Source organism: Streptomyces sp. NBC_00086 (assembly GCF_026343255.1).
Taxonomy (GTDB): Bacteria; Actinomycetota; Actinomycetes; order Streptomycetales; family Streptomycetaceae; genus Streptomyces.
In genome coordinates this window covers 239,192-264,769 of sequence record NZ_JAPELZ010000001.1, presented here as the reverse complement: position 1 = coordinate 264,769, position 25,578 = coordinate 239,192, and the positions used below count along the sequence as shown (strand labels likewise).

At 71.7% G+C, this 25,578-nt stretch carries 22 protein-coding genes and 1 tRNA gene; 16 read left to right on the top strand and 7 right to left on the bottom strand.

The window, feature by feature from the left end; all coding sequences use genetic code 11:
- The first annotated feature begins 51 nt into the window (after positions 1-51).
- The 3 genes from OG276_RS01165 (at position 52) to OG276_RS01155 (ending at position 3,020) form a co-directional block, all read left to right on the top strand.
- The gene (locus OG276_RS01165) at positions 52-1,341 is read left to right on the top strand and encodes a M14 family metallocarboxypeptidase (RefSeq protein ID WP_266912445.1); all 1,290 of its coding nucleotides are present in this window, start codon (positions 52-54) and stop codon (positions 1,339-1,341) included.
- Positions 1,342-1,495: 154 nt separating this feature from the next.
- Positions 1,496-2,413 carry a MurR/RpiR family transcriptional regulator gene (locus OG276_RS01160; protein ID WP_266901768.1) on the top strand — a complete coding sequence of 306 codons (918 nt, stop codon included), beginning with the start codon at positions 1,496-1,498 and terminating at the stop codon, positions 2,411-2,413.
- A gap of 406 nt (positions 2,414-2,819) precedes the next feature.
- Entirely contained in the window at positions 2,820-3,020 is a 201-nt protein-coding gene (locus OG276_RS01155) for a hypothetical protein (protein ID WP_266901766.1), read from the top strand.
- 59 nt (positions 3,021-3,079) lie between these two features.
- Here the strand turns inward: OG276_RS01155 and OG276_RS01150 are convergent, their stop codons facing one another.
- Together OG276_RS01150 and OG276_RS01145 are read right to left on the bottom strand one after the other, a co-directional pair.
- Complete coding sequence (locus OG276_RS01150; RefSeq protein ID WP_266901764.1) at positions 3,080-3,565, bottom strand: peroxiredoxin; 486 nt, start codon at positions 3,563-3,565, stop codon at positions 3,080-3,082.
- A 111-nt stretch (positions 3,566-3,676) separates the two neighbouring features.
- Positions 3,677-5,242, bottom strand: coding sequence for an oleate hydratase (locus OG276_RS01145; RefSeq protein ID WP_266901762.1), 1,566 nt, complete (start codon positions 5,240-5,242; stop codon positions 3,677-3,679).
- Positions 5,243-5,437: 195 nt separating this feature from the next.
- Between OG276_RS01145 and OG276_RS01140 the strand changes: the two genes are divergently transcribed.
- The 9 genes from OG276_RS01140 to OG276_RS01100 all read left to right on the top strand — a co-directional run bounded on the left by OG276_RS01140 (position 5,438) and on the right by OG276_RS01100 (position 17,033).
- On the top strand, positions 5,438-6,454 hold the full coding sequence (locus OG276_RS01140; protein ID WP_266901760.1) for a LacI family DNA-binding transcriptional regulator: 1,017 nt from the start codon (positions 5,438-5,440) through the stop codon (positions 6,452-6,454).
- A 217-nt stretch (positions 6,455-6,671) separates the two neighbouring features.
- Positions 6,672-8,030, top strand: coding sequence for an extracellular solute-binding protein (locus OG276_RS01135; RefSeq protein ID WP_266901758.1), 1,359 nt, complete (start codon positions 6,672-6,674; stop codon positions 8,028-8,030).
- A 1-nt stretch (position 8,031) separates the two neighbouring features.
- A complete protein-coding gene (locus tag OG276_RS01130; RefSeq protein WP_266901756.1) occupies positions 8,032-8,937 on the top strand; it encodes a carbohydrate ABC transporter permease in 906 nt (301 codons plus the stop codon).
- A gap of 16 nt (positions 8,938-8,953) precedes the next feature.
- On the top strand, positions 8,954-9,844 hold the full coding sequence (locus tag OG276_RS01125; RefSeq protein WP_266901754.1) for a carbohydrate ABC transporter permease: 891 nt from the start codon (positions 8,954-8,956) through the stop codon (positions 9,842-9,844).
- A 129-nt stretch (positions 9,845-9,973) separates the two neighbouring features.
- A complete protein-coding gene (locus OG276_RS01120) occupies positions 9,974-12,499 on the top strand; it encodes a CBM35 domain-containing protein (protein ID WP_266901752.1) in 2,526 nt (841 codons plus the stop codon).
- A gap of 177 nt (positions 12,500-12,676) precedes the next feature.
- Positions 12,677-14,356, top strand: coding sequence for a glycoside hydrolase family 13 protein (locus tag OG276_RS01115; protein WP_266901750.1), 1,680 nt, complete (start codon positions 12,677-12,679; stop codon positions 14,354-14,356).
- Positions 14,357-14,599: 243 nt separating this feature from the next.
- Positions 14,600-14,899 carry a hypothetical protein gene (locus tag OG276_RS01110; protein WP_266901748.1) on the top strand — a complete coding sequence of 100 codons (300 nt, stop codon included), beginning with the start codon at positions 14,600-14,602 and terminating at the stop codon, positions 14,897-14,899.
- A gap of 55 nt (positions 14,900-14,954) precedes the next feature.
- Positions 14,955-15,539, top strand: coding sequence for a TetR/AcrR family transcriptional regulator (locus tag OG276_RS01105; protein WP_266901746.1), 585 nt, complete (start codon positions 14,955-14,957; stop codon positions 15,537-15,539).
- Between the two features lie 87 nt (positions 15,540-15,626).
- Entirely contained in the window at positions 15,627-17,033 is a 1,407-nt protein-coding gene (locus OG276_RS01100; RefSeq protein ID WP_266901744.1) for an MFS transporter, read from the top strand.
- A 63-nt stretch (positions 17,034-17,096) separates the two neighbouring features.
- Here the strand turns inward: OG276_RS01100 and OG276_RS01095 are convergent.
- A tRNA-Met gene (locus OG276_RS01095) sits at positions 17,097-17,170 on the bottom strand.
- Between the two features lie 346 nt (positions 17,171-17,516).
- On the opposite strand from OG276_RS01095, the gene OG276_RS01090 reads away from it, so the two are divergent.
- The 3 genes from OG276_RS01090 (at position 17,517) to OG276_RS01080 (ending at position 20,053) form a co-directional block, all read left to right on the top strand.
- Positions 17,517-17,720, top strand: a complete 204-nt coding sequence (locus OG276_RS01090) for a cold-shock protein (protein ID WP_053678014.1) — start codon at positions 17,517-17,519, stop codon at positions 17,718-17,720.
- A 348-nt stretch (positions 17,721-18,068) separates the two neighbouring features.
- A complete protein-coding gene (locus OG276_RS01085) occupies positions 18,069-19,679 on the top strand; it encodes a DEAD/DEAH box helicase (RefSeq protein WP_266901742.1) in 1,611 nt (536 codons plus the stop codon).
- A 62-nt stretch (positions 19,680-19,741) separates the two neighbouring features.
- Positions 19,742-20,053, top strand: coding sequence for an SCO5918 family protein (locus tag OG276_RS01080; protein ID WP_266901740.1), 312 nt, complete (start codon positions 19,742-19,744; stop codon positions 20,051-20,053).
- A 110-nt stretch (positions 20,054-20,163) separates the two neighbouring features.
- Here the strand turns inward: OG276_RS01080 and OG276_RS01075 are convergent, their stop codons facing one another.
- The 4 genes from OG276_RS01075 to OG276_RS01060 all read right to left on the bottom strand — a co-directional run bounded on the left by OG276_RS01075 (position 20,164) and on the right by OG276_RS01060 (position 23,985).
- Positions 20,164-20,490, bottom strand: coding sequence for a hypothetical protein (locus OG276_RS01075; RefSeq protein WP_266901738.1), 327 nt, complete (start codon positions 20,488-20,490; stop codon positions 20,164-20,166).
- A gap of 121 nt (positions 20,491-20,611) precedes the next feature.
- Positions 20,612-21,625 (bottom strand): TolB-like translocation protein, encoded by a 1,014-nt coding sequence (locus tag OG276_RS01070; RefSeq protein ID WP_266901736.1) that lies wholly within the window; start codon positions 21,623-21,625, stop codon positions 20,612-20,614.
- Entirely contained in the window at positions 21,622-22,986 is a 1,365-nt protein-coding gene (locus OG276_RS01065) for an MFS transporter (RefSeq protein WP_266901733.1), read from the bottom strand. Before OG276_RS01065 ends, OG276_RS01070 begins: the two co-directional genes overlap by 4 nt.
- A 129-nt stretch (positions 22,987-23,115) precedes the next feature.
- Positions 23,116-23,985 carry a glycosyltransferase family 2 protein gene (locus tag OG276_RS01060; RefSeq protein ID WP_266901731.1) on the bottom strand — a complete coding sequence of 290 codons (870 nt, stop codon included), beginning with the start codon at positions 23,983-23,985 and terminating at the stop codon, positions 23,116-23,118.
- Positions 23,986-24,403: 418 nt separating this feature from the next.
- Between OG276_RS01060 and OG276_RS01055 the strand changes: the two genes are divergently transcribed.
- The gene (locus tag OG276_RS01055; protein WP_266901729.1) at positions 24,404-25,504 is read left to right on the top strand and encodes a Gfo/Idh/MocA family protein; all 1,101 of its coding nucleotides are present in this window, start codon (positions 24,404-24,406) and stop codon (positions 25,502-25,504) included.
- The last annotated feature ends 74 nt before the right edge of the window (positions 25,505-25,578 follow it).

The window sequence follows — 25,578 nt, the reverse complement described above, 5'->3', positions numbered from 1 at the left end:
ACCCCGCCGCGGCGGTACCGGGCCCGCTACAACCATGGCGTGATCGAGAAGATGACGGCGCGCGGCCTGTCCGCACTCGCCGCGACACTGACGGCCGTGCTCGCGGTGGCCCTGGCCCCTGATCCGGTGCGTGCGGCCGAAGGGGCGCCCCGTACCGGCTTCGAGGCCGCGTACGGAGCGAGGTGGACCAGCGAGTCCCAGGAGCGGGACCTCCTCCACGCGGTCGGCCGGCGGGGCGAGCGCGTCACCGTCCGGACCATCGGTACGACCGTGCGCGGCCGCCCGCTGCGGCTGGTGAGCCTGGGCCGGGGTCCCGTCACCGTGCTGCTGGTGTGCAGCCAGCACGGGGACGAGCCGGCGGGGCGCGAGGCGTGCCTGAGCACCGTACGGGACCTCGCCCACGCCCGGGACACGGCGGCCCGGCGCCTCCTGGAGACCGTCACCCTGCTCGTGGTCCCGACCGCCAACCCGGACGGACGGGCGGCCGGTACCCGCCCCAACGCCGGGGGCACCGACATCAACCGCGACCACATGGCCCTGACCTCGCCCGAGGCGCGGGCGATGGCCGCCGTGCTGCGCGACCACCGGCCGCACCTCGTGTACGACCTGCACGAGTACCGGGCGACACCGGGGACGTACGACAAGGACCTCTTCGACCTCTGGCCGCGCAACCTCAACACCGACCCGGCGGTGTACGCGCAGTCCCGCCTCCTGTCCGCCGCGTACGTGCGCGGTGCGGCCCACGCGGCCGGCCACTCCACCGGGACCTACGGCATCCGCACCGACCCCGTCACCGGCGCCCCGGCCGGGCAGTCCGCGGGCGACGGCCAGGAGCGGATCCTGCGCAACACGGCGGGCGTCAAACACGCGGTCGCGCTGCTCATCGAAAGCCGCATCGAAGCCCCCTCGGGCGCGGCCGGGGACGCGGAGCGGGCCGACCCGTCCCTCAACCACCGCCGCCGGGTCGACTCCCAACTGGCAGCCCTACAAGGCCTGTTCGCCTACGTTTCCACGCGTACGGGCCCCCTGGCCGCGGCCTCGGACGCAGCCCGCCGGGCTGCGGGGAGCGCGCTGGGCCCCGTCCCTCTGGGCGGCGCGGACAACGCCCCCGCGGCCGGGGGCGAGATCCTCGCCGACCCGCCCTGCGGCTACCGGCTCACCCCGGCCCGGTACGCCGCGACCGGCGGCCGCCTCGCCCTCCACGGCGTACGGGCCGTACCCACCGCCGACGGCGGCGCGTTCGTTCCGCTGGGCCAGCCCCTGCGCGCCCTCGCGGTGCTCCTCCTCGACCCCCGGGCCCCGCACCGGATCACAACGGGGCAGCCGGTGCAGGTCTGCTGACGTGGCGTCACTTCGAGTGGAGGTGGCGGTACCGGTGCGCACCGCGGGCTCCCGGGACGCCCCCTGCGGCCGGCCGCAGGGGGAAGCGCGCTGGTCAGCCGGATGCCGTGAGCTATGTTGGGATCACGGAGTGGCACGAGAGGGAGGTCCGCCGGTGTCATCGGGGCAGCAGGCGCGCGCACAGGCGGCAGCGATCACGCCGGGCGGGCAGGCGGTCGATCACGAGCGGGCTCCCGCCGACCGGGTCCGGGCGCTGTTCGACGGGCACCCGCTCTCGCCGGGCCAGCGCCGGATCGCCCAGTACCTCGTCGACCACCTCACCGAGGCGGCGTTCCTCTCCATCACCGAGCTCGCGGAGCGGGCCGGCGTGAGCCAGCCGTCCGTGACCCGCTTCGCCTCGGCCCTCGGCTTCAGTGGATATCCCGCCCTGCGGGACGTGCTCCAGCCGATCGCGCTCAGCGCGGTGGCCGGCGCCCCGGACAGCCCCGAACAGACCCGGCGCAACGAACTGCAGGCGGCCGTCGACGCCGAGATCGAGAACCTGCGCACCGTCCGGCAGCTGCTCGCCGACACCGACCAGGTGCTCGACATCGGGCGCGAGCTGGCCCGGTCGGTGCCGCTGACGGTCCTCGGGCTGCGGATCTCCGTCTCGCTGGCGGAGTACTTCGCGTACGCGGCCCGCCGGATCCACCCCGACGTGCGCCTGGTGACCGGCGGCGGCAGCGTCGCCTCCGACGCACTGCTGCAGGCCCGTGCGGCGGGCGGGAGCTGGGTCCTGGCCTTCGCGATGCCCCGGCACGCCAAGGAGACCCTGGCGGCGCTGCGGGTGGCCCGCGGCGCGGGGCTGAAGATCGCGTTGATCACGGACCGCACGCTGGGGCCGCTGGTGGACGAAGCCGATGTGGCGCTGACGGCCGGTACCGGTTCGCGGCTGGTCTTCGACTCGTACTCGGCGCCGGGCGTCCTGTCCGCGGCGCTGCTCCAGGCGATGGCGGACGCGGACCCCGAGCGGACGCAGGCCCGGCTCGAAAGCTATGAGCAGGCCGCGGACCAGCACGGCTTCTTCCTCTAGGGCACCCCTAGGGCGAACTGGTGTGAGCCGTCATATTCACACCCTGCCCGCACATGAATATTTTCATACCCTTGCGTACTCGGCGGTATATATGTTTACTGATGGCGGCGCGGTCATCCGTCAAGATGCCAAGGAAGGTGTCCCCACACCGTCCTAGAACCAGATACCGGCGTGACGTTTCTCCTCCTCACGTGACGCCAGGTGTCCCGTCCGGCTTTCGGATCCCGCAGCGCCTCCGCGGCCTCGGCCAACCCCTGGGCCGAGGCCGCCCAGTACCTCTCCACCGGCGATCGGCGACGTTCGTCCGATCGGCTTGCTCTCGGCCCTGCCCGGCGGTGTGACGGGACAGACGGGCGAGGCCTCTTTAGGTTCGAGGGTGCTCACAGCCCCCTCGAAAGGTGGATCCATGCGTTCCGTACGCTCCGCGCTCTCCGTGGTCGCCGCCGGTCTCATCGTCCTCGGCTGCGCCTCCGCGGCCGCCGCCGATGTGACCGTCAACGCCCCGTCCGAGAAGTCGTACACGATCGTCTTCGGCGACTGGCTGCAGTTCGCCGCCGACGACGTGTTCAACGCGGGCCTCAACAACACGGTGGGTTCCAACAACTGAGCACCGGCTCCGAGGTCCCCGCTCGTCCGGCCCCGCCGGACGGCCGGGGGCCCGGCGCGTCAGCCGGTGGAGACGCCGACGAGCTGCTCCGCGATGGTGTCCGCCGAAGGGAACCTCATGCCCAGGGTCCCGACGTGCTTCCAGTGCAGGGTGCCGTCCGGCGCGATGACGAAGACGGACCGCCGCAGACCGATCACGGGAGCCGCGATGCCGAAGGCGCGGGCCACCTCGCGGTCGGTGTCGGCGAGCAGCGGGATCCGCAGGCCGCGGGCCCGGGCGAAGGCCTCGTGGCTCTCCACGCCCTGCGGGCTGATGCCCCACACCTGGGCGCCGCACGCGGAGAGCGCCTCCAGCCCGTCGGAGTAGGAGCACAACTGCGTCGTGCAGACGGGGGTGTTGTCGCCGGGGTAGAAGGCGAGAACGACCGGGTTCCCGCGCTGCTCGCCGAGCGCGTACTGCCCGCGGACGAACACGTCCTCGCTGAGCAGGCCGCCGGGGAGCGAGAAATCGCCCACCACATCGCCCACGTCCGGGATTCGGGTCACGATGGCCGCACCTCTCTGTCGTAGAGGGGCGTACGGTACCCGGTCGCGCCCGCCGTGTCGCCGCCCGGAGACCGGGGGTGGGGGCGGCGGGACGGACGCGACCGCTCGGCCTCAGCGGCGGTGCATCGTGTGCAGGGCTTCGAGGAGCACCTTGGGATCGTGGCCGCCCTTGTAGACCGGCGGCGGCTGCCGGTCCAGGTGCAGCAGCCGGGCCACCGCGGTCCACGCGGTGCGCACCGAGTACTCGACGGTGAACACCACGTCGTCGGGGACCTCGGCGTACTGGCCGATGAAGGCCAGGTTGGTGGAGCCCTCCGGGACGACCTCGGGCCGGTCGCCGGCCTTGCGCACCAGGAACTGGCTGGTGATGTACGGCATCAGCGCCGGAACGACGACCGAGGACTCCAGGATCTGCTCGCTCTGTTCGAGCCGCAGGTGTCCGAGCACCTCGGTGAGGATCTCGCGGCCCGTGCACTCGGCCATCGTCTTGCCCACGTGGTCGCCGGCCTTGTCCGGGAACAGGGCGTACCCCCACCAGACGTAGGTGCCCTCGGGCTGCTCGTGGAAGTGTGGCTGGTGGTTGAGGACGATGGTCAGCAGCCAGCCGGAGTCCTTGAAGGTGATCAGACCGCCCTTGCCGGCCTCGCTGCCGGAGAACTCCTCCATGGCCTTGAAGAAGGTCGGGTCCTGGGTGGTCACGGTGAAGGAGCCCCAGGTGGAGTCCGAGACGGAGGAGTCGAACACCGAGGGGTCGCCCAGGTGGGGGCGCTTGGCGGCCAGGGTCTGCCACAGGCGCCAGGAGTCGTCCGGCTCGGAGGTGTCCAGTACGGCGGGGGTGTCGGTGGATCCCAGGGTCGAGTTCGCGGTCATCGATCCGTTGGTGACGAACACCAGGTCCTCGGCGGCGACGGGGATCCGCACGGCCGAGCCCTCCCGCGTACAGGCGAGGGCGGTGGCGGTGGTGCCCTCGCCGTCGGCCAGCTCCACGTCGGTGACGGTGGTGTTCATCGAGAACACGACGCCGTTGCTCCGCAGCCAGCTCTGGAGGGGGCGCACGATCGAGTCGTACTGGTTGAAGCGGGTGCGGTAGATGCCCGACATGGTGTCGAAGGTCTTGAAGAGGTGCACGAACCGGTTGAGGTAGCGCCGGAACTCGATCGCCGAGTGCCAGGGCTCGAAGGCGAAGGTCGTGCACCACATGTACCAGAAGTTGGTGGTGAAGAACGCGGGCGTGAAGCAGTCGGAGATCCGCTTGCCGTCGAGCCGGGACTCGGGGGAGGCCACGCACGCGACGAGGTCCAGGCGGTCGCGCTCGGAGAACCCCATCGAGCGGGTGTCGACCCGCAGGCCGGAGGAGTCGACCAGGCGGGCCTTGTCGTTCCAGGCGAAGTCCTCGTGGAAGGCGAAGGTGTCCTCGGTGACCGAGGTGCCCGGAGCGTCCAGCGAGGGGATGGAGCGCAGCAGGTCGTAGGTGCACTCGAAGTGCAGCTCGAACATCCGGCCGCCGCGCATGGTGTAGCCGTTCTCGGGGTCTCCCGCGGCGTCCAGGCTTCCGCCGGTGCGGCCCTGGGCTTCCAGGATCGTGATGTCCGAGCCCGCGAAACCGCCCTCCCTGATCAGCAGTGCCGCCGCCGACAGGGAAGCGATGCCGGCACCCACCAGATAGGCCTTCGCCACGATGTGTCTCCTCGCCCTGGCCGTACGCACCCCGGTCGGCCGTACGGTCACCCACCCAGGCCACCACCCCCTGTGCCCTGCCGCGACTCGGGTGCGCCGTTGGACGGGTGTTCCGGGCGGGAACCCGTACTCCGCTTGCAAGAGATTTGCGTATCAGGGACTGGTTTTTGCGCACCCGGCTGGTAGCTTGGTCGCGTGAGCACCCAGAGGCTAGCCCAGGTGGCCGAGATGGCCGGCGTCAGCACGACTACGGTGAGTCGCGTACTGAACGGCAACAGGGACGTGGCGCCCGCCACCCGCGAGGCGGTCCTGACGGCCGTCGACGTGTGCGGGTTCGAGCGCCCGGTGGAGTTCCGCAAGGAGCGGGCCCAGCTGATCGGACTGGTGGTGCCCGACCTCCAGAACCCCGTCTTCTCCGCTTCGGCGGAAGCCCTCGCCGGACTGCTCAACGGCCAGGGCCTGGTCCCCGTGCTGTGCACGCGCACGGCCGACGGGGTCTCGGAGTCCCACTACGTCGACATGCTGCTCGGGCAGAACGTCGGCGGCATCGTGTTCGTCGGCGCCAGCTACACGGACATAGGCGAGGCCCAGGGCCGCGAGCTGCGCCGCCGCGCGATCCCCGTCGTCCTGGTGAATCCGGCCGATGAGAACCCGGGCGTCGCGCAGGTCTCGGTGGACGACGCCGGGGCGGCCGAGCAGGCGCTGGCGCACCTGTCGGCGCTCGGCCACGAGCGGATCGGGATGATCGTGGGCCCCTCCGGGCACGTCCCCTCGGTCCGTAAACTCGCAGGTTACGCGGCTTTCAATGCCCGCCGCGGGGTCCCGGCCCAGGAGTGGCGGCCGCTCGTCGCCCACGCGCTCTTCTCGATGGAGGGCGGCGCCACGGCGATCACCCAGCTGCTCGCGCGCGGGGTGACGGCGGTGGTCTGCGCGAGCGACGCCCTCGCTCTCGGCGCCATCCGCGGTGCGCGCCGCCGGGGCTTGAGCGTGCCGGCCCAACTGTCCGTCGTGGGCTTCGACGACTCGCTCTTCATGGTCGCCACCGACCCGCCGCTGACGACGTCCCGCCAGCCCGTCGCGGCCATGGCCTCGGCAGCGGTGCAGTTCCTGACCGAGCAGATCCGTACCGGGGTGGGCCTGTCCGCGGAGATCCTCTTCGACACCGAACTCATCGTCCGGTCATCCACCGCGCGCTCGTTCCCGGGGCGCTGACGGGGGAGCGGATGCGGAGCGAGAAGGAGGGGGCCCGGCGCAAGCCGGGCCCCTCCGCATGTCGGGGGGAGGCCTTCGAGGTGACGGCCCGACATCACGTTCTGTCACATCCCTGAATCTTGATGCTTAATGTCTTGCGTAACATTATTGACTTCTTGCGTTCACGGCTTCTACTGTCGCGCCATCGAAGCCCGACCCGCTCGGAAGGCCTGTTCGCATGGATGGCATCACCAGACGTCGCGCCCTGTTCATCTCCACCGCCCTCGTGGCGAGCCTCGCAACCGCCGCCTGCGGCGGTGCGCCGGCCCCGGCCGGCGACAAGGCCGGCGGGGTGGTGACGATCACGGTCAACGGCATGCCGGCGGCCACGCAGGCCGCCGACCGAAAGGACTTCGAGGAGCTGGTCAAGCAGTTCGAAGCGGCGCACCCGAAGATCAAGATCGATGCCCGCGAAGGCCAGATGGATCCGAAGACCTTCGCGGCCAAACTCGCCGGGGGCCAGCTCGAAGACGTCTACTACGTCTACTTCACCGACCCGGCCGGGCTCATCCAGCGCAAGCAGGGCGCCGACATCACCCCCTACCTGGCCGACGTCCCCTATCTGTCCGACATACGCCCCGAGCTCCAGAAGGTGTTCAAGGACAAGGCGGGCAAGACCTACGGCCTGCCCACCGGCAACTACTCCATGGGCCTCGTCTACAACCGCGAGCTCTTCCGCAAGGCCGGACTCGACCCCGACAAGCCCCCCACCACCTGGGAAGAGGTCCGGGCCGCCGCGAAGAAGATCAGCGCGCTGGGCGAGGACACCGTGGGGTACGCCGACTACAGCAAGAACAACCAGGGCGGCTGGCACCTGACGTCCTGGCTGTACTCCATGGGCGGCGAGGTCGCCGCCGAGGAGAACGGCAAGTGGAAGGCCGCCTTCGACAGCGACGCGGGCCGCAAGGCGCTCCAGACCCTGCACGACATGCGCTGGACCGACCGGAGCATGGGCACCCGCCAGCTCCTGGAGATCGGCGACGTCCAGAAGATGATGGGCTCCGGCAAGCTCGGGATGTACATGGCCGGGCCCGACAACATCCCCACCATCGTCAAGCAGTTCGAGCGCAAGTACGAGGAGTTCGGCCTGGCGGCCCTCCCCGGCACGGCCACCCTCGGCGGCGGCGACGGCTTCATGTTCAACCCCAAGGCCACGCCCGAGAAGATCAAGGCCGGTCTGCAGTGGATCCAGTGGAAGTACCTCAACCCCGACCGGGAGGAGGAGAACGTCACCAAGTTCTCCGGCCTGGGCGTCCCGATCGGCCTTCCCCAGCCGAACCTGTTCGCGGGCGCCGCCCAGCAGAAGATCCAGGCCGTCCACGCCGCGCACGCCAACGTGCCGCAGGAGAACTACAAGCCGTTCGTCGACCGCAGCCCCCAGGTCGAGGTCAAGGTCGAGCCGCCGAACGCGCAGCAGCTCTACACCGTCCTGGACGGCGTCATGCAGTCGGTCCTGACCAAGGAGGACGCGGACATCGACACCCTGCTGAAGGACGCCGCCGCCCGCGCCGACTCCATCCTCGCCACGGTGAAGTGACATGTCCGCACTCCCCACTCCCGCGGCCCCCGCCACGGGTCGGGCCCGCCGCCTGCGGGAGAACCTCGTCGCCTACCTCTTCCTCTCCGCCGGACTGATCTGCTTCGCGCTGTTCGCCTGGTACCCGATCGTCCGCGGCGTCCTCCTCGGCTTCCAGCAGGTGACCTTCGCCCAGCCGGCCGAGTGGGTCGGCCTGGACAACTTCCGCCGCCTCTTCGACGACCCGCTCTTCGCCACCGCCTGGCGCAACACCGGCTACTTCACGCTGCTGGCGCTCGTCTTCGGCTTCGCCGCCCCGTTCGTCACGGCCGTCGTCCTGAACGAGGTCCGGCGCGGCCAGTCGTACCTGCGGCTCACCGTCTACCTCCCGGTGATGCTCCCGCCCATCGTGACCATGCTGCTGTGGCGCTGGTTCTACGATCCGGGCCCGGGCCTCTTCAACAACGTGCTCGGCGTCCTGCACCTGCCCGCCCAGCAGTGGCTGGAGTCGGAACACCTCGCGATGATCTCCCTGGTCCTCGTCTCCACCTGGGCCAACATGGGCACCACGACCCTCATCTACCTGGCGGCCCTCGGCGGCATCCCGGGGGAGCTCTACGAAGCGGCCGAACTCGACGGGGCCTCCATCCGCCGGCGCCTGTGGCACGTCACGATCCCGCAGGTCAGGTTCATCCTCATGATCACCCTGCTGCTCCAGGTCATCGGCACCATGCAGGTGTTCGTCGAGCCCTTCGTCCTCACCGGCGGCGGCCCCAACGAAGCCACCGTCACCATCCTGCTGCTCCTCTACCGCTACGCCTTCGTCTACAACGACTTCGGCCTGGCCAGCGCGATGAGCACCCTGCTCTTCGTGGTCCTGGGCCTCTTCGCCGGCCTCTACCTGCGGCTGACCCGGACCAAGGACTGAAAGGAGGGCGGGCCGCATGGCCGCCACCGAACCCCGCTCCCGCACACTCATCGCGCCCGCCGAACTGACCCGGCCCGTCGGCCGGTTCCTGCACCGCTTCGTCCTGGGCACGACCCTGACCGGCTTCACCCTGGCCTTCGTCTTCCCGCTCTACTGGATGACCACCGGCGCCCTCAAGACCTCCGCGGAGCTGTCCCAGCCGCACCCCACGCTGCTCCCGAGCAGCTGGCACCCGGAGAGCTACGCGGAGGCCTGGACGAACACGGGCCTCGCCGGGTACTTCTTCAACACCTTCCTGCTCGCCTTCGGAGCCCTGCTCTTTCAGCTCGTCATCGACGTCTCCGCCGCGTACGCGCTGTCCAAGCTCCGTCCGGTCCTGGGCAACGCCGTGCTCGCGATGATGCTGGCCACCCTGATGCTGCCGGTGTCCGCCCTGCTCGTACCCGCGTACCTCACCGTCGTGGACGTTCCCCTCGTCCACGTGAACCTGATCAACACACCGTTCGCGATCTGGCTGCCCGCCGCGGCGAACGCCTTCAACGTCTTCATCCTCAAACGGTTCTTCGACCAGATCCCCGCGGAACTGCTCGACGCGGCCCGGATCGACGGCGCGGGCACCGTGCGGATCCTCGTCTCGGTGGTCCTCCCGCTGTCCCGTCCGGTGCTGGCCGTGGTGTCGATCTTCGCCGTGGTCGGAGTCTGGAAGGACTTCCTCTGGCCGATGCTCGTCCTGCCGGACGAGAGGAAGCAGCCGGTCACCGTCGCCCTGAACCGCCTCGCGGAGTTCATGCCGGCCAACCAGCTCCTCGCAGGCATGGTCATGGCGAGCATCCCGCTGCTGGTCCTCTTCCTCGTCTTCCAGCGGCACATCATCTCCGGCCTCACCGCCGGCAGCCTCAAGGGCTGATCACTCCCCGGCCGGCCCTCCCCGCCCCGACTCCTCGTCACCGCCGCAGCGACGGAACGCCGCGGCGGCCCCCACCGCGCCCTGTGGCCCCCGCGCGCAGGGCGCGCCCTTCAGAAAGGACACGCCGCCGTGTCTTCTTCCCGAGGAACCCGCACCAGAGCCGCACGCCTCGTCTCCCCGTTCCTCCTCACCGCCCTGGCCGCCACCGGCCTCACCGGCACCCTCGCCACCACCTCGTACGCCGTCGCCGTCACCCTGGAAGCGGAGTCGGCCGCCCTCTCCGGCGGGGCCCGAGCCGAGTCGGCGCATTCCGGTTTCACCGGCTCCGGCTACGTCGGCGGTTTCACGGACGGCAACAAGGGGGCGGCCTCCGCCTCTTTCGCGGTGCAGTCGACCGCGGCCGGTACGGGCTCGGTGGCGATCCGGTACGCCAACGGGACGGGCGCGGCCCGGACCCTGAGCCTCTATGTCAACGGGGTCAAGGTCCGCCAGGTGTCCCTCCCGGCCACCGCGAACTGGGACACCTGGGCCGTCCGCGAGGAGCCGGTCCCGCTGGCGAGCGGAGCCAATACGGTCGCGCTGACCTTCACCACCGCCGACTCCGGCAACGTCAACCTCGACAGCCTCACCCCCACCAGCCCGACGACCACGCCCACCGACCCACCGCCCGCCTCCCTCAGCCACCAGGCCGAGACCGCCTTCGCCTCGGGCGGCCCCGCGCCCGCCTCCGCGGTCACCGGCTTCAGCGGCGCCGGCTATCTGACGGGCTTCACCGCCACCGGTGCCCGAGCCGTCTTCTCCGTCTCCGCCCCCACCGCCGCCACCCGGCAGGTGGCCGTGCGGTACCGCACCCCCGGGGCGAACGCCGCGACCATCACCCTGACCGCGAACGGCGTCCCCGTACGCCGCCTCACCCTCCCCGCCACTTCGGGAGCCTGGGCCGGCTTCACCACCGACGCGCCCCTGCGCGCCCAGCTCAACACCCTCACCCTGCGCACGGAGGCCGGGGACAACGGCGACCTCCAGCTCGACGGCATCGACGTCACCGGCTCCGCGCCCAGCGCCGCCCGCGGCGCGAGCCTTCCGTACACCGCCTACGAGGCCGAGGCCGGCGCGACCAACGCCTCCGTCACCGGGCCGGACCGCACCTACAAGACCCTCGCCTCGGAAGCGTCGGGCCGCCGGGCCGTCGTACTCGACCAGACGGGGGAGTACGTCCAGTTCACGCTGGCCAAGGCCGCGAACGCCTTGACCGTGCGCTATTCGATCCCGGACAACGCCGCCGGCACGGGGACCAACGCCAGCCTCAGCCTCTACGCCAACGGCGTCCACTCCAAGGACCTGGCCCTCACCTCCAAGTACGGCTGGGTCTACGGCGCCTACCCCTACGGCAACGACCCCGCGCAGGGCGAGGCCCACCGCTTCTTCGACGAGACCCGCACCCTCACCGGTGACTTCCCCGCCGGAACCGTGCTGAAGTTCCAGAAGGACGCCGGGGACACCGCCGCCTCCTACGCCATCGACCTCGTCGAGACCGAGACCGCCCCGACGGCCCCCACAATGCCCGCCACCGGATTCGTCTCCGCCGCCGCCCTAGGCGTCACCGCGAACGACTCGGGCGACGACACCGCCGCCCTCAACACCGCACTGTCCACGGTCACCGGCCAGGGCAAGGGCCTGTGGCTGCCGGCCGGCACCTACGACATCTCCGGATCCGTGAACCTCACCGGAGCCGTCCTGCGCGGCGCCGGCGAATGGCACACCACCCTGCGCGGCAAGAACGGCAAGGGGGGCCTCTTCGGGCGCGGCGGCACCAGCACCGTGCAGGACCTGGCGATCACCGGAGAGGCCGATCACCGCGACGACGCCAACAGCGACGCCGCCGTGGAGGGAGACTTCGGCTCCGGATCCACCCTGCAGAACCTCTGGATCCAGCACAGCAAGGTCGGCCTCTGGATCGACGCACCGACCCGGGGCCTGCTCGCCACCGGCCTGCGCATCCGGGACACGTACGCGGACGGGGTCAACCTGCACAAGGGCACCACGGGCAGCGAGGTCTCCCAGAGCAGCATCCGCAACACCGGCGACGACGCCCTGGCGATGTGGTCGGAGGCGCAGGCCGTCACCGACTGCGTGCTCCGCTTCAACACGGTCCAGCTCCCGCTGCTCGCCAACGGAGCCGCCATCTACGGCGGCAGCGGCAACCGGATCGAGGACAACCTGGTCTCCGACACCGTCACCGGCGCCGCGGGAATCGCCGTCAGCACCCGCTTCGGCATCCCCTTCAGCGGACCGGCGACCGTCCAGCGCAACACCATCGACCGGGCCGGAGGCTACGAGCCCAACTGGGCGAGCAAGCTCGGCGCCCTGTGGGTGTACGCCGACACCTCCGAGATCACCACCCCGGTGATCCTCCAGGACAACGACATCCTGGACAGCACCTACAGCGGACTGCTCGTCTCCTGGCAGAAGAACGTCGGGAACCTGACCGTGAAGAACACCAGGATCGCCAAGGCCGGCGGCTACGGCATCGAGATCAACGCGGCCGGATCGGGCACCTTCAGCGGGGTCACGGTCACCGACGCCGCCACCGGCGGACTGAGCCTCGCAGGCGGCTTCGCCGTCAGCCGCGGAGCCGGCAACTCGGGCTGGTAGCAACACCGTACGGCTCCTCCGCCTCCGCGACCCGGGGCCCGGTCACCCCCAGACACCCCGCCCGACCGGGCCCCGTACCCCGGCAGCCTCCCACCCCGGCAGCCTCCCACCCCGGCACGCCTCCACCCCGGCACCTCCGCCGCGCACGCCACCGAACCCACCGCACCAGGAGACCCCGTGACCCAGCGCACCCCGCACCCCGCCGCCTCCCCCTGGTGGCGGCACGCGGCGATCTACCAGATCTACATACGCAGCTTCGCCGACGGGAACGGCGACGGCACCGGTGACATCGCCGGAGTGCGCGAGCGGCTGCCCTACCTTCGGCAACTGGGCGTCGACGCGCTCTGGTTCAACCCCTGGTACGTCTCCCCGATGGCCGACGCCGGCTACGACGTGGCCGACTACCGCGACATCGACCCCCTCTTCGGCACGCTCGCCGAAGCCGAGGAGCTCATCGCCGAGGCCCACGGTCACGACCTCCGGGTCATCGTCGACCTCGTCCCCAACCACTGCTCCGACCGGCATCCCTGGTTCGTCCGGGCCCTCGCCGCCGGCCCCGGATCCCCCGAGCGCGAGCGCTTCTGGTTCCTGCCCGGCCGCGGCAGCCACGGCGAACTGCCGCCCAACGACTGGGACTCGTACTTCGGCGGCCCCGCCTGGACTCGGATCACGGAGGCCGACGGCACCCAGGGCCCCTGGTACCTGCACATGTTCGCCCCCGAGCAGCCCGACCTGAACTGGGAACACCCGGACGTGGGCGCCGAGTTCGAGGACGTCCTGCGGTTCTGGCTCGACCGGGGCGTGGACGGCTTCCGCATCGACGTCGCGCACGGACTCGCCAAGAAGCCCGGCCTCCCCGACGTCGGCGAGAACCCCGACCCCACCGACCTGCCCTACCAGGACGTCGATGCCGTCCACGCCGTGTACCGCGACTGGCGCAAGATCCTCGACACCTACCCGGGCGACCGCGTGTTCATCGGCGAGGTCTGGCTCCCGGAGGCCGAGCAGTTCGCCCGCTACCTGCGGCACGACGAACTGCACTCCGCCTTCAACTTCGACTACCTGTGCTGCCCCTGGGACTCCGGCGCCCTGCGGAAGGTCGTCGACGCGACGCTCGCCTCGCACGAACCGGTCGGCGCCCCGCCCACCTGGGTGCTCTCCAACCACGACACCATCCGGCACGTCACCCGCTACGGACGCGCCGACACCTCCTTCGACATGGGCGACAAGCGGCTCCTCGACCCCAGCGACACCGGACTCGGCCGCCACCGGGGCCGCGCCGCCGCCCTCGTTTCCTTCGCCCTGCCCGGCGGCGTCTACGTCTACCAGGGCGACGAACTGGGCCTGCCCGAGGTTCAGGACCTGCCCGACGAGGTCCTCCAGGACCCGACCTTCGTCCGGTCCGGCGGCGCGGACCGCGGCCGCGACGGCTGCCGGGTACCGCTGCCGTGGGAGGCCGGCGGGCCCTCGCTCGGCTTCTCCGCTTCGGCCGCCGAGGACGCCCCGGCCGGGCCGGCCGCTCCCTGGCTGCCCCAGCCCGAGCAGTGGGCCGCCCTCAGCGCGATGGCGCAACAGGAGGACCCGTACTCCGTCCTCACCCTCTACCGCGAGGCCCTCGCGCTGCGCGGCGCAGAGCTGGCACGGCTGCCCGAGACGCTGGAGTGGGTCGACGCGGGACCCGACACCCTGTGCTTCGACCGTCCCGGCGGCTTCCGCTGCCTGACCGCCTTCGCGAGCCCGGTCCCGCTTCCCGCGGGCGCCCGGGTCCTGCTCGGCAGCGGTCCCCTCGGCACCGGCGAGAACGGCGTGCCCGTGCTGCCCCGGGACACCACGGTCTGGCTGCGCATGCCCGGGTGACACCCGCGGGCGGCCCCGTGGCGCGGGCCATCCGCATCGTGAGATGCGGTGTCACATGTCGGCGGCGGCGTGCCAGACTCTTCCGCATGCGCCAGCAGAAGATTAGCGCCGGCGTGCCGGCCCGGAGCTGAACTGAGACCACCCCAGCAGCCCACCGCCCGCACGCAGACCTCTCGCATCCGCGAGGGGTCTTCTTGTTTTCCGGGACCACGCACTCCGCCCCAGGACAGGAGCCCACTCCTCATGACCCGCAGCGATGTTCTCCCCGCCGTCGACGACGCCGTGCGCACCGACGACACCGCCTGCCACACGCTGATCATCACCGTCCGGGACGGCGGCCACGCCCTCACCCGCATCTCCGCGCTCCTCAACAACCTGTCCGTCAGGACGCTGTCCTTCAGGGCCGCCGAGGGCGGCGGCCTCGCGGTGTGCGAGATCGTGGTCCCCGTCGCCGACTCGCCCCGCGCCCAGGCCAAGCTCCGGCGCTGCGTCGAGGTGGTGGAGCTGAGCGCCCACCCGGCGGGGGAGACCCGGGCCATCTGAAGAGACGGCACGGATTACTTGACTGACCGTTCCAGTATCTCGTAGAGTACGGGATGTGGCCAGGACCAAGGAATTCGATCCGGACGCCGCGCTGCAGTCAGCTCTGGAGCTGTTCTGGCGGCGCGGCTACGAGGCGACGTCGATGGCGGACCTCGTGGAGGAGCTCGGCATCGGGCGGGCCAGCATGTACGCCACCTTCGGGAACAAGCGCGAGCTCTACCTGAAGGCGCTGGACCGCTACAACGCGCAACGGGACCCCGGCCTGCTGCGCGAGCTGTCCCAGCCGGGGCCCGCGCTGCCGGCCGTGCGGACGGTGGTACGCCGCTTCGCCGCCGAGTCGAGCATCGACGAACTGCGGCTGAACGGCTGCTTCGTGACCAACACGGCCACGGAGTTCGGGGCTCACGACCCGGCGGCGGCCCGCAGGGTCGAAGCGAACTGGAACCACATCGAGACCCTGCTGCACTCGGCACTGACGAGGGCCCAGGCCCAGGGCGAACTGCCCGCGGACCGCGATCCGCGCATGCTCGCCAGGATGCTGCTGGTCCTGACGCAGGGCATGCGCGTCGTGGGCAAGGCCTCGCAGGACCCGGGCAGGGCGCGGGACGCGGCGGAGCAGGCCCTGGCGCTGCTCGAATGACGGCCGCACGGCTGTAGGGCACCTCCCTTCGGGGAGGTTCTTTTAGGGCTTCATTTTGGAATGAACGATCTAGTTCAAGGGGGAGAAATGACCGTCACGCAGACCGAACACACCGCACACACCACGCAGACCACAGGCACCACGAAGGCGCTCACCGCGTCGGGACCCAAGGCGGCCCGACCGGCATCCGGCCCGGCCTTCGCGCTGCTCGGCACCGTGCAGATGACGCTGATCTTCGCGCTGACCTCGCTCATCGTGCCGCTGCCCGCCATCGGTCGCGAATTCACCCTGGGCCGCGACGACTTGATGCTCCTGAGCGCCGCTTACGGGCTGAGCTTCGCCGGCCTGCTGCTCTTCGGGGGCCGGCTCACCGACCGGTTCGGCGGGCGCCGGGTGCTCACCGCCGGCCTGCTCCTCTTCGCCGTGGCCTCCCTCGCCGCACCGTTCGCCCAGGGATCCGGGACCCTGCTCACCGCCCGCTTCGCCCAGGGGGTGGGCGCGGCGCTGACCGCACCCGCCGCCATGGCCGTGCTGCGGGCGGTCTTCCCCGAACCCGCCGCGTTCGGACGGGCGATGGCCACCTGGGGCGGGCTGTCGGTGCTCGGCGCGACCGCCGGGAACCTCCTCTCCGGGGTCATCTCGGCCCTGACCACCTGGCGGCTGTCCTTCGCCGTACCGGTCGTCGTGGCCGTCGCCGCACTGCTCCTCGCTCCCCGGCTGCTGCCCGTCACCCCGGCGGGCGAGGGCCGCTCCCTGGACCTGCCGGGCGCCCTGCTGGCCACGGCGGGGATCAGCCTCGCCAGCTACGGCTTCGTCCTCACCGACGTCCAGTCCTGGGGATCGACGGGCGTCCTGGTCACCCTGCTCACGGCGGCCGTGCTCCTGCTGGCCTTCCCGCTGGTGGAACGCCGGGTCCGCGACCCCCTGCTCCCGCTGGGATTCCTCCGCGACCGGCGCCGGGTCCTGGCCCTCGCGGCCATCGGCCTGACCGCCGCCGGCACGGCCGTGACCTTCGTCCTCCTCTCCCTCCACCTCCAGCAGGAACTGGGCTGGTCGGCGCTGAGCACCTCCGCCGCCTTCCTCCCCTTCGCGGTGGCGCTGCTCGTGGCCGGCCGGGTGGCGGGCCCGCTCGTGGCCCGGTACGGGGCGCCCCGCGTCACCACCGCCGGCCTCGTGGTCGCGGCGGCCGGACTCGCACTCCTCGCGCTCACCGGCCTCGCCGCGGAGATCCCGTACGCCTACGGCCTCCTCCCCGGACTGCTCCTGCTGCCCGCCGGCACGGCGGCCGCCTTCGCGGGGGCCGCGGTGCTCGCCACGGACGGGGTGGAGCCCCACCAGGCGGGACTCGCGGGGGGCGTCATGAACACTGCGATGGAGCTCGGCCCGACGGTCGTCTTCGCCGCGGTGCTCTCCCTGGGCTCCGACACGGTCTCGCTCGCCGCCACGGCGGTTGCCTTCGCCGCGGCCGGCTTCCTCAACACCCGCATCAAGTAGAACCGGTCCGGAAATGAGTTCGGCCCCCTTGACGCCTGGGCGTCAAGGGGGCCGAACCTTTCGTAGCGGGGGCAGGATTTGAACCTACGACCTCTGGGTTATGAGCCCAGCGAGCTACCGAGCTGCTCCACCCCGCGTCGTTGTGGACATGACTGTACGGGATCCCGGGGTGGCTCCCGACCACCCGGAACCGCCGCCGAAAAATCCCTGCCCACCGGGAGGGAAAATATGAGCGGGCGGCATGAGAATTTCCGGACCGGAGATGGGGCGCGTTTTATTTTCACGCCGAGCCGACCCTGCCGTGCTACTGTGGTTTGAGTTGCAGTTGTGGTTCCCAAAATTTCGAGCACCTCTGACCGATCCTCTCGCAGGAGCCGGGCGAGTGTTCTTGTTTTTCCGGCGTTTTCCGGGCTGGGCAATCATCGGCGACTTGAGGTTCGCACAGTGCGGATCTCTGGGCTGTGCCCCGAAGGAGATAAAAACATGGCAAATGGCACCGTGAAGTGGTTCAACGCGGAAAAGGGCTTTGGCTTCATCGAGCAGGAGGGTGGCGGTCCTGACGTGTTCGCCCACTACTCCAACATCGCCTCGCAGGGCTTCCGTGAGCTTCAGGAAGGCCAGAAGGTCAGCTTTGACATCGCGCAGGGCCAGAAGGGCCCGACCGCTGAGAACATCGTCACCGCCTGACGTTCACGCGTAACCGCGTAGCTGGGGCCCGCACCTTGGGTGCGGGCCCCAGCTCGTTGCGTTTCCGGATCCGCGGGCCGTCTGGGCCCGCGTGAGCGGCGCGACGGGGAAACCTGTCCCAGCGCCCCACCGTTCGGCCGATGGATGCACTCCTCGGCTCCCCACCCCGCATGCGGCGCATAATTCGTCGACGCATAGGGTGATAATCCTTATATGACCGGCCGGTCGAAGTTCGATTCGACTCCGTCATATCTTTTTATGCTCCGGCTCATTCTTGTGGTTCCTCGTGCGGCCAGTTTTCCGCTGCCGAGAACTCCTCGATGTGCGCCGTATCGAGGAAGGTTCTGCATGAACCGCACGACCCGCATGAATGACCGCTCTTCGTCCTCCCGTTCGGGGGGATCCGGCAGCTCCTACGGCTCCACCAGCTCCTACGGCTCCACCAGCTCCTACGGTGGCTCGTACGGCGGCTCCTCCGGCTCCTCCAGCCGTTCCGGCAGCCGCTTCGGCTCCTCGGCCCCCAGCCGCTCCGGCGGCGGCCCCAAGCGCTCGGGTGGCGGCGGCTACGGCGGGCGCCGTCCCGCCGCACCGCAGGGCGAGTTCGCCCTGCCGGTCACCGTGGTCCCCGCGCTGCCCGCCGTCGAGGCGTTCGCCGACCTGGCCATGCCGGCCCAGCTGCTCACCACCCTCACCCGTGAGGGCATGACGACCCCGTTCCCGATCCAGGCGGCCACGCTGCCCAACGGCCTCGCCGGCCGGGACGTCCTGGGCCGCGGCCGTACCGGCTCCGGCAAGACCCTGGCCTTCGGCCTGGCGCTGCTGGCCCGTACCGCCGGCCAGCAGGCCGAGTCGGGCCAGCCGCTCGCGCTGGTCCTCGTACCCACCCGTGAGCTCGCCCAGCAGGTCACCGCGGCCCTCACGCCCTACGCCCGTGCCGTGAAGCTGAGGATCGCCACGGTCGTCGGCGGCATGCCGATCCACCGGCAGGCCGGCGCGCTGCGTGCCGGAGCCGAAGTGGTCGTCGCCACCCCGGGCCGGCTCAAGGACCTCATCCAGCGGGGTGACTGCCGGCTGAACCAGGTCGGGATCACCGTCCTGGACGAGGCCGACCAGATGGCCGACATGGGCTTCATGCCCCAGGTCACCGCGCTCCTCGACCAGGTGCGTCCCGAGGGCCAGCGGATGCTGTTCTCCGCCACTCTGGACCGCAACGTCGACCTGCTGGTCCGCCGCTACCTGACCGACCCGGTCGTGCACTCCGTGGACCCCTCGCAGGGCGCCGTCACCACGATGGAACACCACGTCCTGCACGTCCAGAACTTCGACAAGCAGGCCGCCACGACCGAGATCGCCGCCCGCGAGGGTCGCGTGATCATGTTCCTGGACACCAAGCACGGCGTGGACAGGCTGACCGAACACCTGCTGAGCAGCGGCGTGCGCGCCGCGGCGCTGCACGGCGGCAAGTCGCAGCCCCAGCGCACCCGTACGCTCACGCAGTTCAAGTCCGGACACGTCAGCGTGCTCGTGGCCACGAACGTGGCGGCGCGCGGCATCCACGTCGACAACCTGGACCTGGTCGTCAACGTCGACCCGCCGACCGACCCCAAGGACTACCTGCACCGCGGTGGCCGTACCGCCCGCGCCGGCGAGTCCGGCAGCGTCGTCACCCTGGTCCTGCCCAACCAGCGCCGCGACATGGTCCGTCTCATGCAGGCCGCGGGCATCACCCCGCAGACCGCGCAGGTCCGCTCCGGCGAGGCCGAGCTGAGCCGGATCACCGGCGCCCAGGCGCCCTCGGGCGTCCCGGTCGTCATCACGGCCCCCGTCACCGAGCGGCCCAGGGGCACCGGCGGTGCCTCCCGTGGCCGCCGCAGCCGGCCCGCACAGGACCGGCGCAGCAGGACCGCCACGACCGCCCGGGGGCCGCAGCGCCAGTCCCCGGTCACCACGGCGGCTTAGGTAGCCCCGCCCGGATCCTGCCGGTCCGGGCACGGACGGTTCTCTTCTACCTGTGAGGCAGCATGCGCTTCGTCATCGCCCGCTTTCCGTTCGACCTGACCAAGGCCGGGGTCCTGGAATCGATGAAGGGCGTCAAGCCCGAACCGATCACCGCCGACTCAGTGGTCATAGGGCGTCGCTCCTACCCCGTGAAGCAGGTGGGCGCCGTCATCACCCGCCAGGACCGCCGCGACTTCACCGCCGCCGAGGTGATCAGGGCCCTGACCGCACTGGGCTTCACCTGTCGCCCGCAGGAAACGGTCCCGGCGCCCGCCGCCGCCCTGACCCCGCTCCAGAAGGCCTCGGCCATGCTGGGCGCCCCCTCGGGCGTGTAGCGGGAGCAGCGGGAACAACGCGTACGGAGCCCAGGGCCCCGGTCGGCCACAGCCGACCGGGGCCCTGGGCCTTTTCGTGCGCCCCGGCTCCTGCCCGGCTGATGCCAGGCTCATGCCCGGGTCCAGCGCGGGCCCGCCGCGGTGGGGGCCGGCGGGGGTTCGGCTCCGTCCAGGCGCAGGCTGCGCAGCGTGGCGTCCGTCTCGCGCTGGAAGTGCGCGTAGGTGATCAGCCGCTCCCACAGCGGGTCGGGACGGCCCGGAACGGTGGCCCCGCGCGCCTCCCACTCGCGGGCGAGCTGGTCGAAGACGACCGCCCCGGCCGAGGGGGCGGCGCTGCCCGACTGCTGCCGGGGGATGCCCCGGGCCATCGCGGCGGGGGCGCGCTCGGGTGCCCGGTGCCGGGCCGGGGACGGGGAGACGGCGTGTGGAGTGCCCATGCCCGCCCCAACGATTCTGCGGGCCCCCGGGGTACGCCCCCCGGACCGGCGGGATGGAGCGCGCGGCCGGCGCTGGGAGACGTCGGCCCAGAGGATCGGTCCAGCGGATCAGCCCGGTCGATCAGCCCAGCCGGGTGGGCGAGGAGGCCGCCGGAGCCAGGACGCGGGGGGCTCCGGTGCCGTCCGCCGGGAGCGTCCAGAGGTCCGTGGTGTCCACGGAGCCCTCGGCCGGCAGGGCGTAGGCGAGGGTCCGGTCGTCGAGCCAGAGCGCCTGATCGTCCACGCTGCGCTTCTCCGCCAGCGGCTGTTCCCGCAACGTCCGCAGATCCAGCACGTGTTCGCGCCACAGGGAGGCCCCGCGCTGCACCCGCTTCTTGTACGCGACCCGGGTCTCGTCGGGGGACAGGGACGGGCATTCCACGTTCGAGGCGAGGGTGGTGACGGTGCGCCGTGCGATCGATCCCTTCACCAGGTACGTCTGGCTGTTGGTGCCCAAAGTGGCGTAGAAGGTGTCGTCGTCCTTGGAGAAGGTGACGCCCCAGAAGTTGGCGTCGCTCGCGCTGTATGGGCGGCCGTCCAGCTCGATGGCGAACTTCTCCAGGTCCGGTTCGAGCGCGCCGCTACGGGTGTCCACGATCGAGGTGCGGGTGGAGAAGAACGCGGAGCCGTAGGACTCCCCGGCGACGAAGACCGTCCAGGCGGCGAAGCGGCCGCTCGGGGAGACCCGGGCCCGGGACGGGGTGCCCGCGAGCGGGAACGTCCGCCGCGTGCGCAGCTCGGAGTCGACGATCAGCGCCCGGTTGTCCTGGGCGAGGGCGCCCGGGGAGGAACTCAGGCACACGCCGGTGCCGGCCGCGGCGTGGAACCGCAGGCAGGTGAGGCCCGATGCGGTCCGCTGGTCCTGCCGGGAGCGGTCCGGTACGGAGACGAGGGCTCCGCGGTGCGGGCCCTGCGCGCCGTTGAGGAAGGCCAGGCCGTCACGCCGGTCGAGCGTGACCTTGCCCGGGACGGCCGTCGGGTCGCCCGCGCGGGTCTGCTCGGACCGGGCGGCGGCGCGCACCACCAGCACGCCGGCCACGCCTGCGAGGAGCAGCACGGCCAGGGCGAGTACGAGCAGCCGGCGTGAGCGCGTCATCGATTTCCTCGGGGGCGTCGGGGTCGCGGGGCCCCGGCGGCGGCGCCGTCCGGGGCCGTGGGGCGGAGTACGAAGCCTGCGACGGCCGCGCAGCAGCACAGCCCGGCCGCGGCGGCGGCGAGCGCCGGGCCCGAGCCGAGGACCGTCCACGCGGCGCCGAAGGCCAGTGAGCAGCCGAAGCGGGACAGGGCCTGGCCGGTGCCGACGAGCGCGATGCCGGTGGCCCGCAGCTTCGCGGGGACGGTCGCGGCGACGGCGGCGGGCAGCACCCCGTCGGTGGCTGCGTAGAACATGCCGTGCAGGGCGAGGACCAGGTAGGGCAGCGCGGGCAGGCCGGGGGCCCACAGGAGCAGCCCGTACCCGGCCAGCAGGAGGGCGTGCCCGGTGAGGAACACGGTGCGGCGGCCGATGCGGTCCGCGAGGGCGCCGGCCGGCACGGCCAGCAGCAGGAACACGGCCGCGGTACCCAGGGGGAGCAGCGGGAACCACCGCTCGCCGATGCCGGTGCGGTCCTGGAGCAGCAGGTAGAGGAAGGCGTCGCTGACGGTGGTGAGCCCGAGCAGGGCGGCGCAGCCCGCCAGGGCGCGGAGCCGGGGGAGCCGCAGCAGGCCCAGCGCGTCGCGCAGGTTCACCGGGTCCGGCTTCGGGGAGGCGGCCGCAGGAGGAGCGGGCCGGCGCGGGGCGGGTACCGGGGGAGCGGCGGGCTTCGGGCGGGCGGGTCCCGGCTCCGCGCCGGAGGGGACGAACAGCAGGAGCACCACGACGCCCAGTGCGGCCACGCAGGCGCTGACCCCGAAGACGGCGTCGTACCCGTCGACCGTCACGCTCAGGATGAAGAAGGCGGCGAGGGGCCCGAGCAGGGCCCCGGTGGTGTCCATGGCGCGGTGCACGCCGAAGGCCCGGCCCTGCAACTCGGGCGGCGTGGAAAGGGAGATGAGCGCGTCGCGCGGGGCGGTGCGCAGCCCCTTGCCGGTGCGCTCCAGGGCCAGGATCAGCGCCACCGGGCCGAGGCTGTGGGCGAGCAGCAGCAGCGGCTTGCACACCGCGGACAGTCCGTAGCCGATGCCGGCGATCAGCTTGTGGTTGCGGATCCGGTCGGCGAGGTGGCCGCCGGTCAGCTGCACCAGCGCGCTGACCCCGTTGTACAGGCCGTCGAGCGCGCCGAAGCCGAGCGGGCTCAGGCCCAGTCCGGCGACGAGGTAGAGCGGCAGGACGGCGGTGACCATCTCCGAGGAGACGTCGGTGATCAGGCTGACCGAGCCCAGTGCGAGGACGGTCGAGGCGACCGCGGGTCCGCGGACGGGGGATCCGTCGGCGGCGGACTTCGCGTCCTCGGGCGCGGAGCGGTCCGCGAGGTACATGCTTTCGAACTCCCGGTCCGGCGTGCGTCTGTGCGGTGAGCCAGTGGTGCGTGCGAATGGCACCCTAATGGTTGTACGGGCCAACTGGGCTGATTACGGAGGGATTCGACCGCCCCACCCGCCGGCCGCTCAGCCCTTTCGGCTGCTCTCGTCCCGCAGCCAGGTGGAGAAGTCCCCGGTCCGGATGGCCTTGCGGGCACCCCGGCGGGCCGCGAGGGCGGCCACCACGAACACCACCACTCCGGGGAGGAGTCGCGGCCGGGCCCGGAGCAGCTCCCGGAGGTCTCCCGTACCGGTGCGCGCGGACGGCGGGGGCGCGGCCGCCGGCTCGGAAGCCCGCGCGGCCTGGAAGCGCTCCAGCTCGGCGGAGGAAGTCGCCGCCCGCACCCGGCGTTTGATCAGGTCGCCCCAGGTGCGCGGCGGGAGGACCACGACCCGTGCCGACTCCACCACCCGCCGCTCCCCCGGTGCGAAGGCCAGGGAGGCGGCCAGGTCGTCGGCCATCAGCGGCGGCAGGGCGGCGAGCCGGGCGTGCCCCGGTTCGGTCACCGCGATCACCCCGCGCCCGAACAGTCCCTCGCGGACGGCCGGCAGCAGCTGCCAGACCCGGTAGTAGGCCCGGACCGGCCAGGCGCAGCCGACAAGCGGAATGTCCCGGCCGGGGGCCGCGGCGAGCAGGGCCGGGCTGGTGGCGAGGGCGTCGGCGAGGGCCCGTACGTCGGCCGCGCCGACCACCACGTCCGCGTCCACGTAGAGACGGGGGAAGCCGCGAGCATGCTCGTCGCCCACCCGAAGTGCCGTGTGTTTGGAGGGAGTCGGGATCTCAACCACCCGTACGCGGGGGCCCCGCGCGGCGGCCACCGTGGCGGTGTCGTCCGTACAGCCGTTGCACACCACGACGATGTCGGGTCCCGCGGAGGGGGCCCCGTCCAGGAGCGCGTCGAGGAGCCGGCCGATGACCCGGCCCTCGTTGTGGGCCGGGATCACGATGCTGGTCACCCCGGAAGTATGCATGCTCGAACGCCCGTACCGACCGTTTCCTCCAACTCTCCCCGGGGGTACGCCCCGTGGTCTAGATTGAACGCAGCCGACCGGATTGGGCGTGCTTCGGCAGTGCCGTGGTCCGCGCTGCGATCCAGTCGGCGCAGGGTAGTTGGGGCAGGTTACGGGTTCGGCGGCTTGGGGGAACAGGCCGCCTGTCCGTGGCCGGCCGGCGCGAGGGGTGCCGGACGGCCGGGGGGCGGAAGTACGTGCAACACGTACGGCATCGGTCGTGGGGGCCATCACCGTCGGGCGGGTCACGCACGGGTCGCGCAGGCGCCCGGCATGCCCTCGACGGCACCCCCTTCCTTCGCACGCGTTCCGGCCATGGGTCGTCGACACGCCCGCGGGCGTGCGCGGAAGGAAAGGGAACGCTGTGAAGGACACCGCGAAGGACGCCGGGCGGGACGCCGCGGGCGCAGGTGCGGGACGGACCGAGCCGTTAGGGGTCGCAGTCGTCGGAGCGGGCTACTGGGGCCCCAATCTCGTCCGCAACTTCCAGTCGAGTCCGGAGTTCCGGCTCCGCTGGCTCTGTGATCTGAACGTGGACCGGGCCCGCCAGGTGCTCGGCGGGTACTCCACGGTCCAGGCGACCGCGGACTACGCGGCGGTCCTGGCCGACCCCGCCGTCGAGGCCGTCGCCGTGGCGACCCCCGCCGGAACCCACCTCGACGTCGCCCTGGCCGCCCTGCGCGCCGGCAAGCACGTCCTCGTGGAGAAGCCGCTCGCCGCGACCTACGAGGACGGACTGCGGCTGGTGAACGAGGCCGAGGAACGCGGCCTCACCCTGATGTGCGACCACACCTACTGCTACACCCCGGCCGTGGGCCGCATCAGGGACATGGTCCGCTCCGGCGAACTCGGCGACATCCAGTTCGTGGACTCGGTGCGGATCAACCTCGGGCTGGTCCAGAAGGACATCGACGTCCTGTGGGACCTGGCCCCCCACGACCTCTCGGTCCTCGACTTCATCCTCCCGGACAACGTCCACCCGGTCGCCGTCGCCGCGCACGGGGCCGACCCGATCGGGGCCGGTCAGTCCTGCGTGGCCTACCTGACGCTCCAGCTCAACACCGGCGCCATCGCGCACGTGCACGTCAACTGGCTGTCACCGGTGAAGGTCCGCACCACGATGGTCGGCGGCTCCAAGCGCACCCTGGTGTGGGACGACCTCAACCCCACCCAGCGGGTCGCGGTGTTCGACCGGGGGGTCGACCTCACGGCGCCGCAGGAGATCGGCGCGGACGAGCGCCGCGACATGCTCGTCTCCTACCGGACCGGCGACATGGTGGCACCCGCGCTCGGCGAGAAGGAGGCCCTGCGCAGCATGGTCGAGGAGTTCGCCGCGGCGATCAGGACGCGGCGGCCCGCACTCACCGACGGCCGGGCCGGACTCCAGGTCCTCGACATCCTCGAAGCGGCCTCCCGCAGCCTGGAGTTCAAGGGCGCCGTCGTCGGACTCCGCACCGGCCGTTGAGGGTCGGAGGCGCCGCCCGGGCCGCGTGCGGCGCGCCGGGCACAGCAGGGAACACCATGACCGACTCAGTAGGG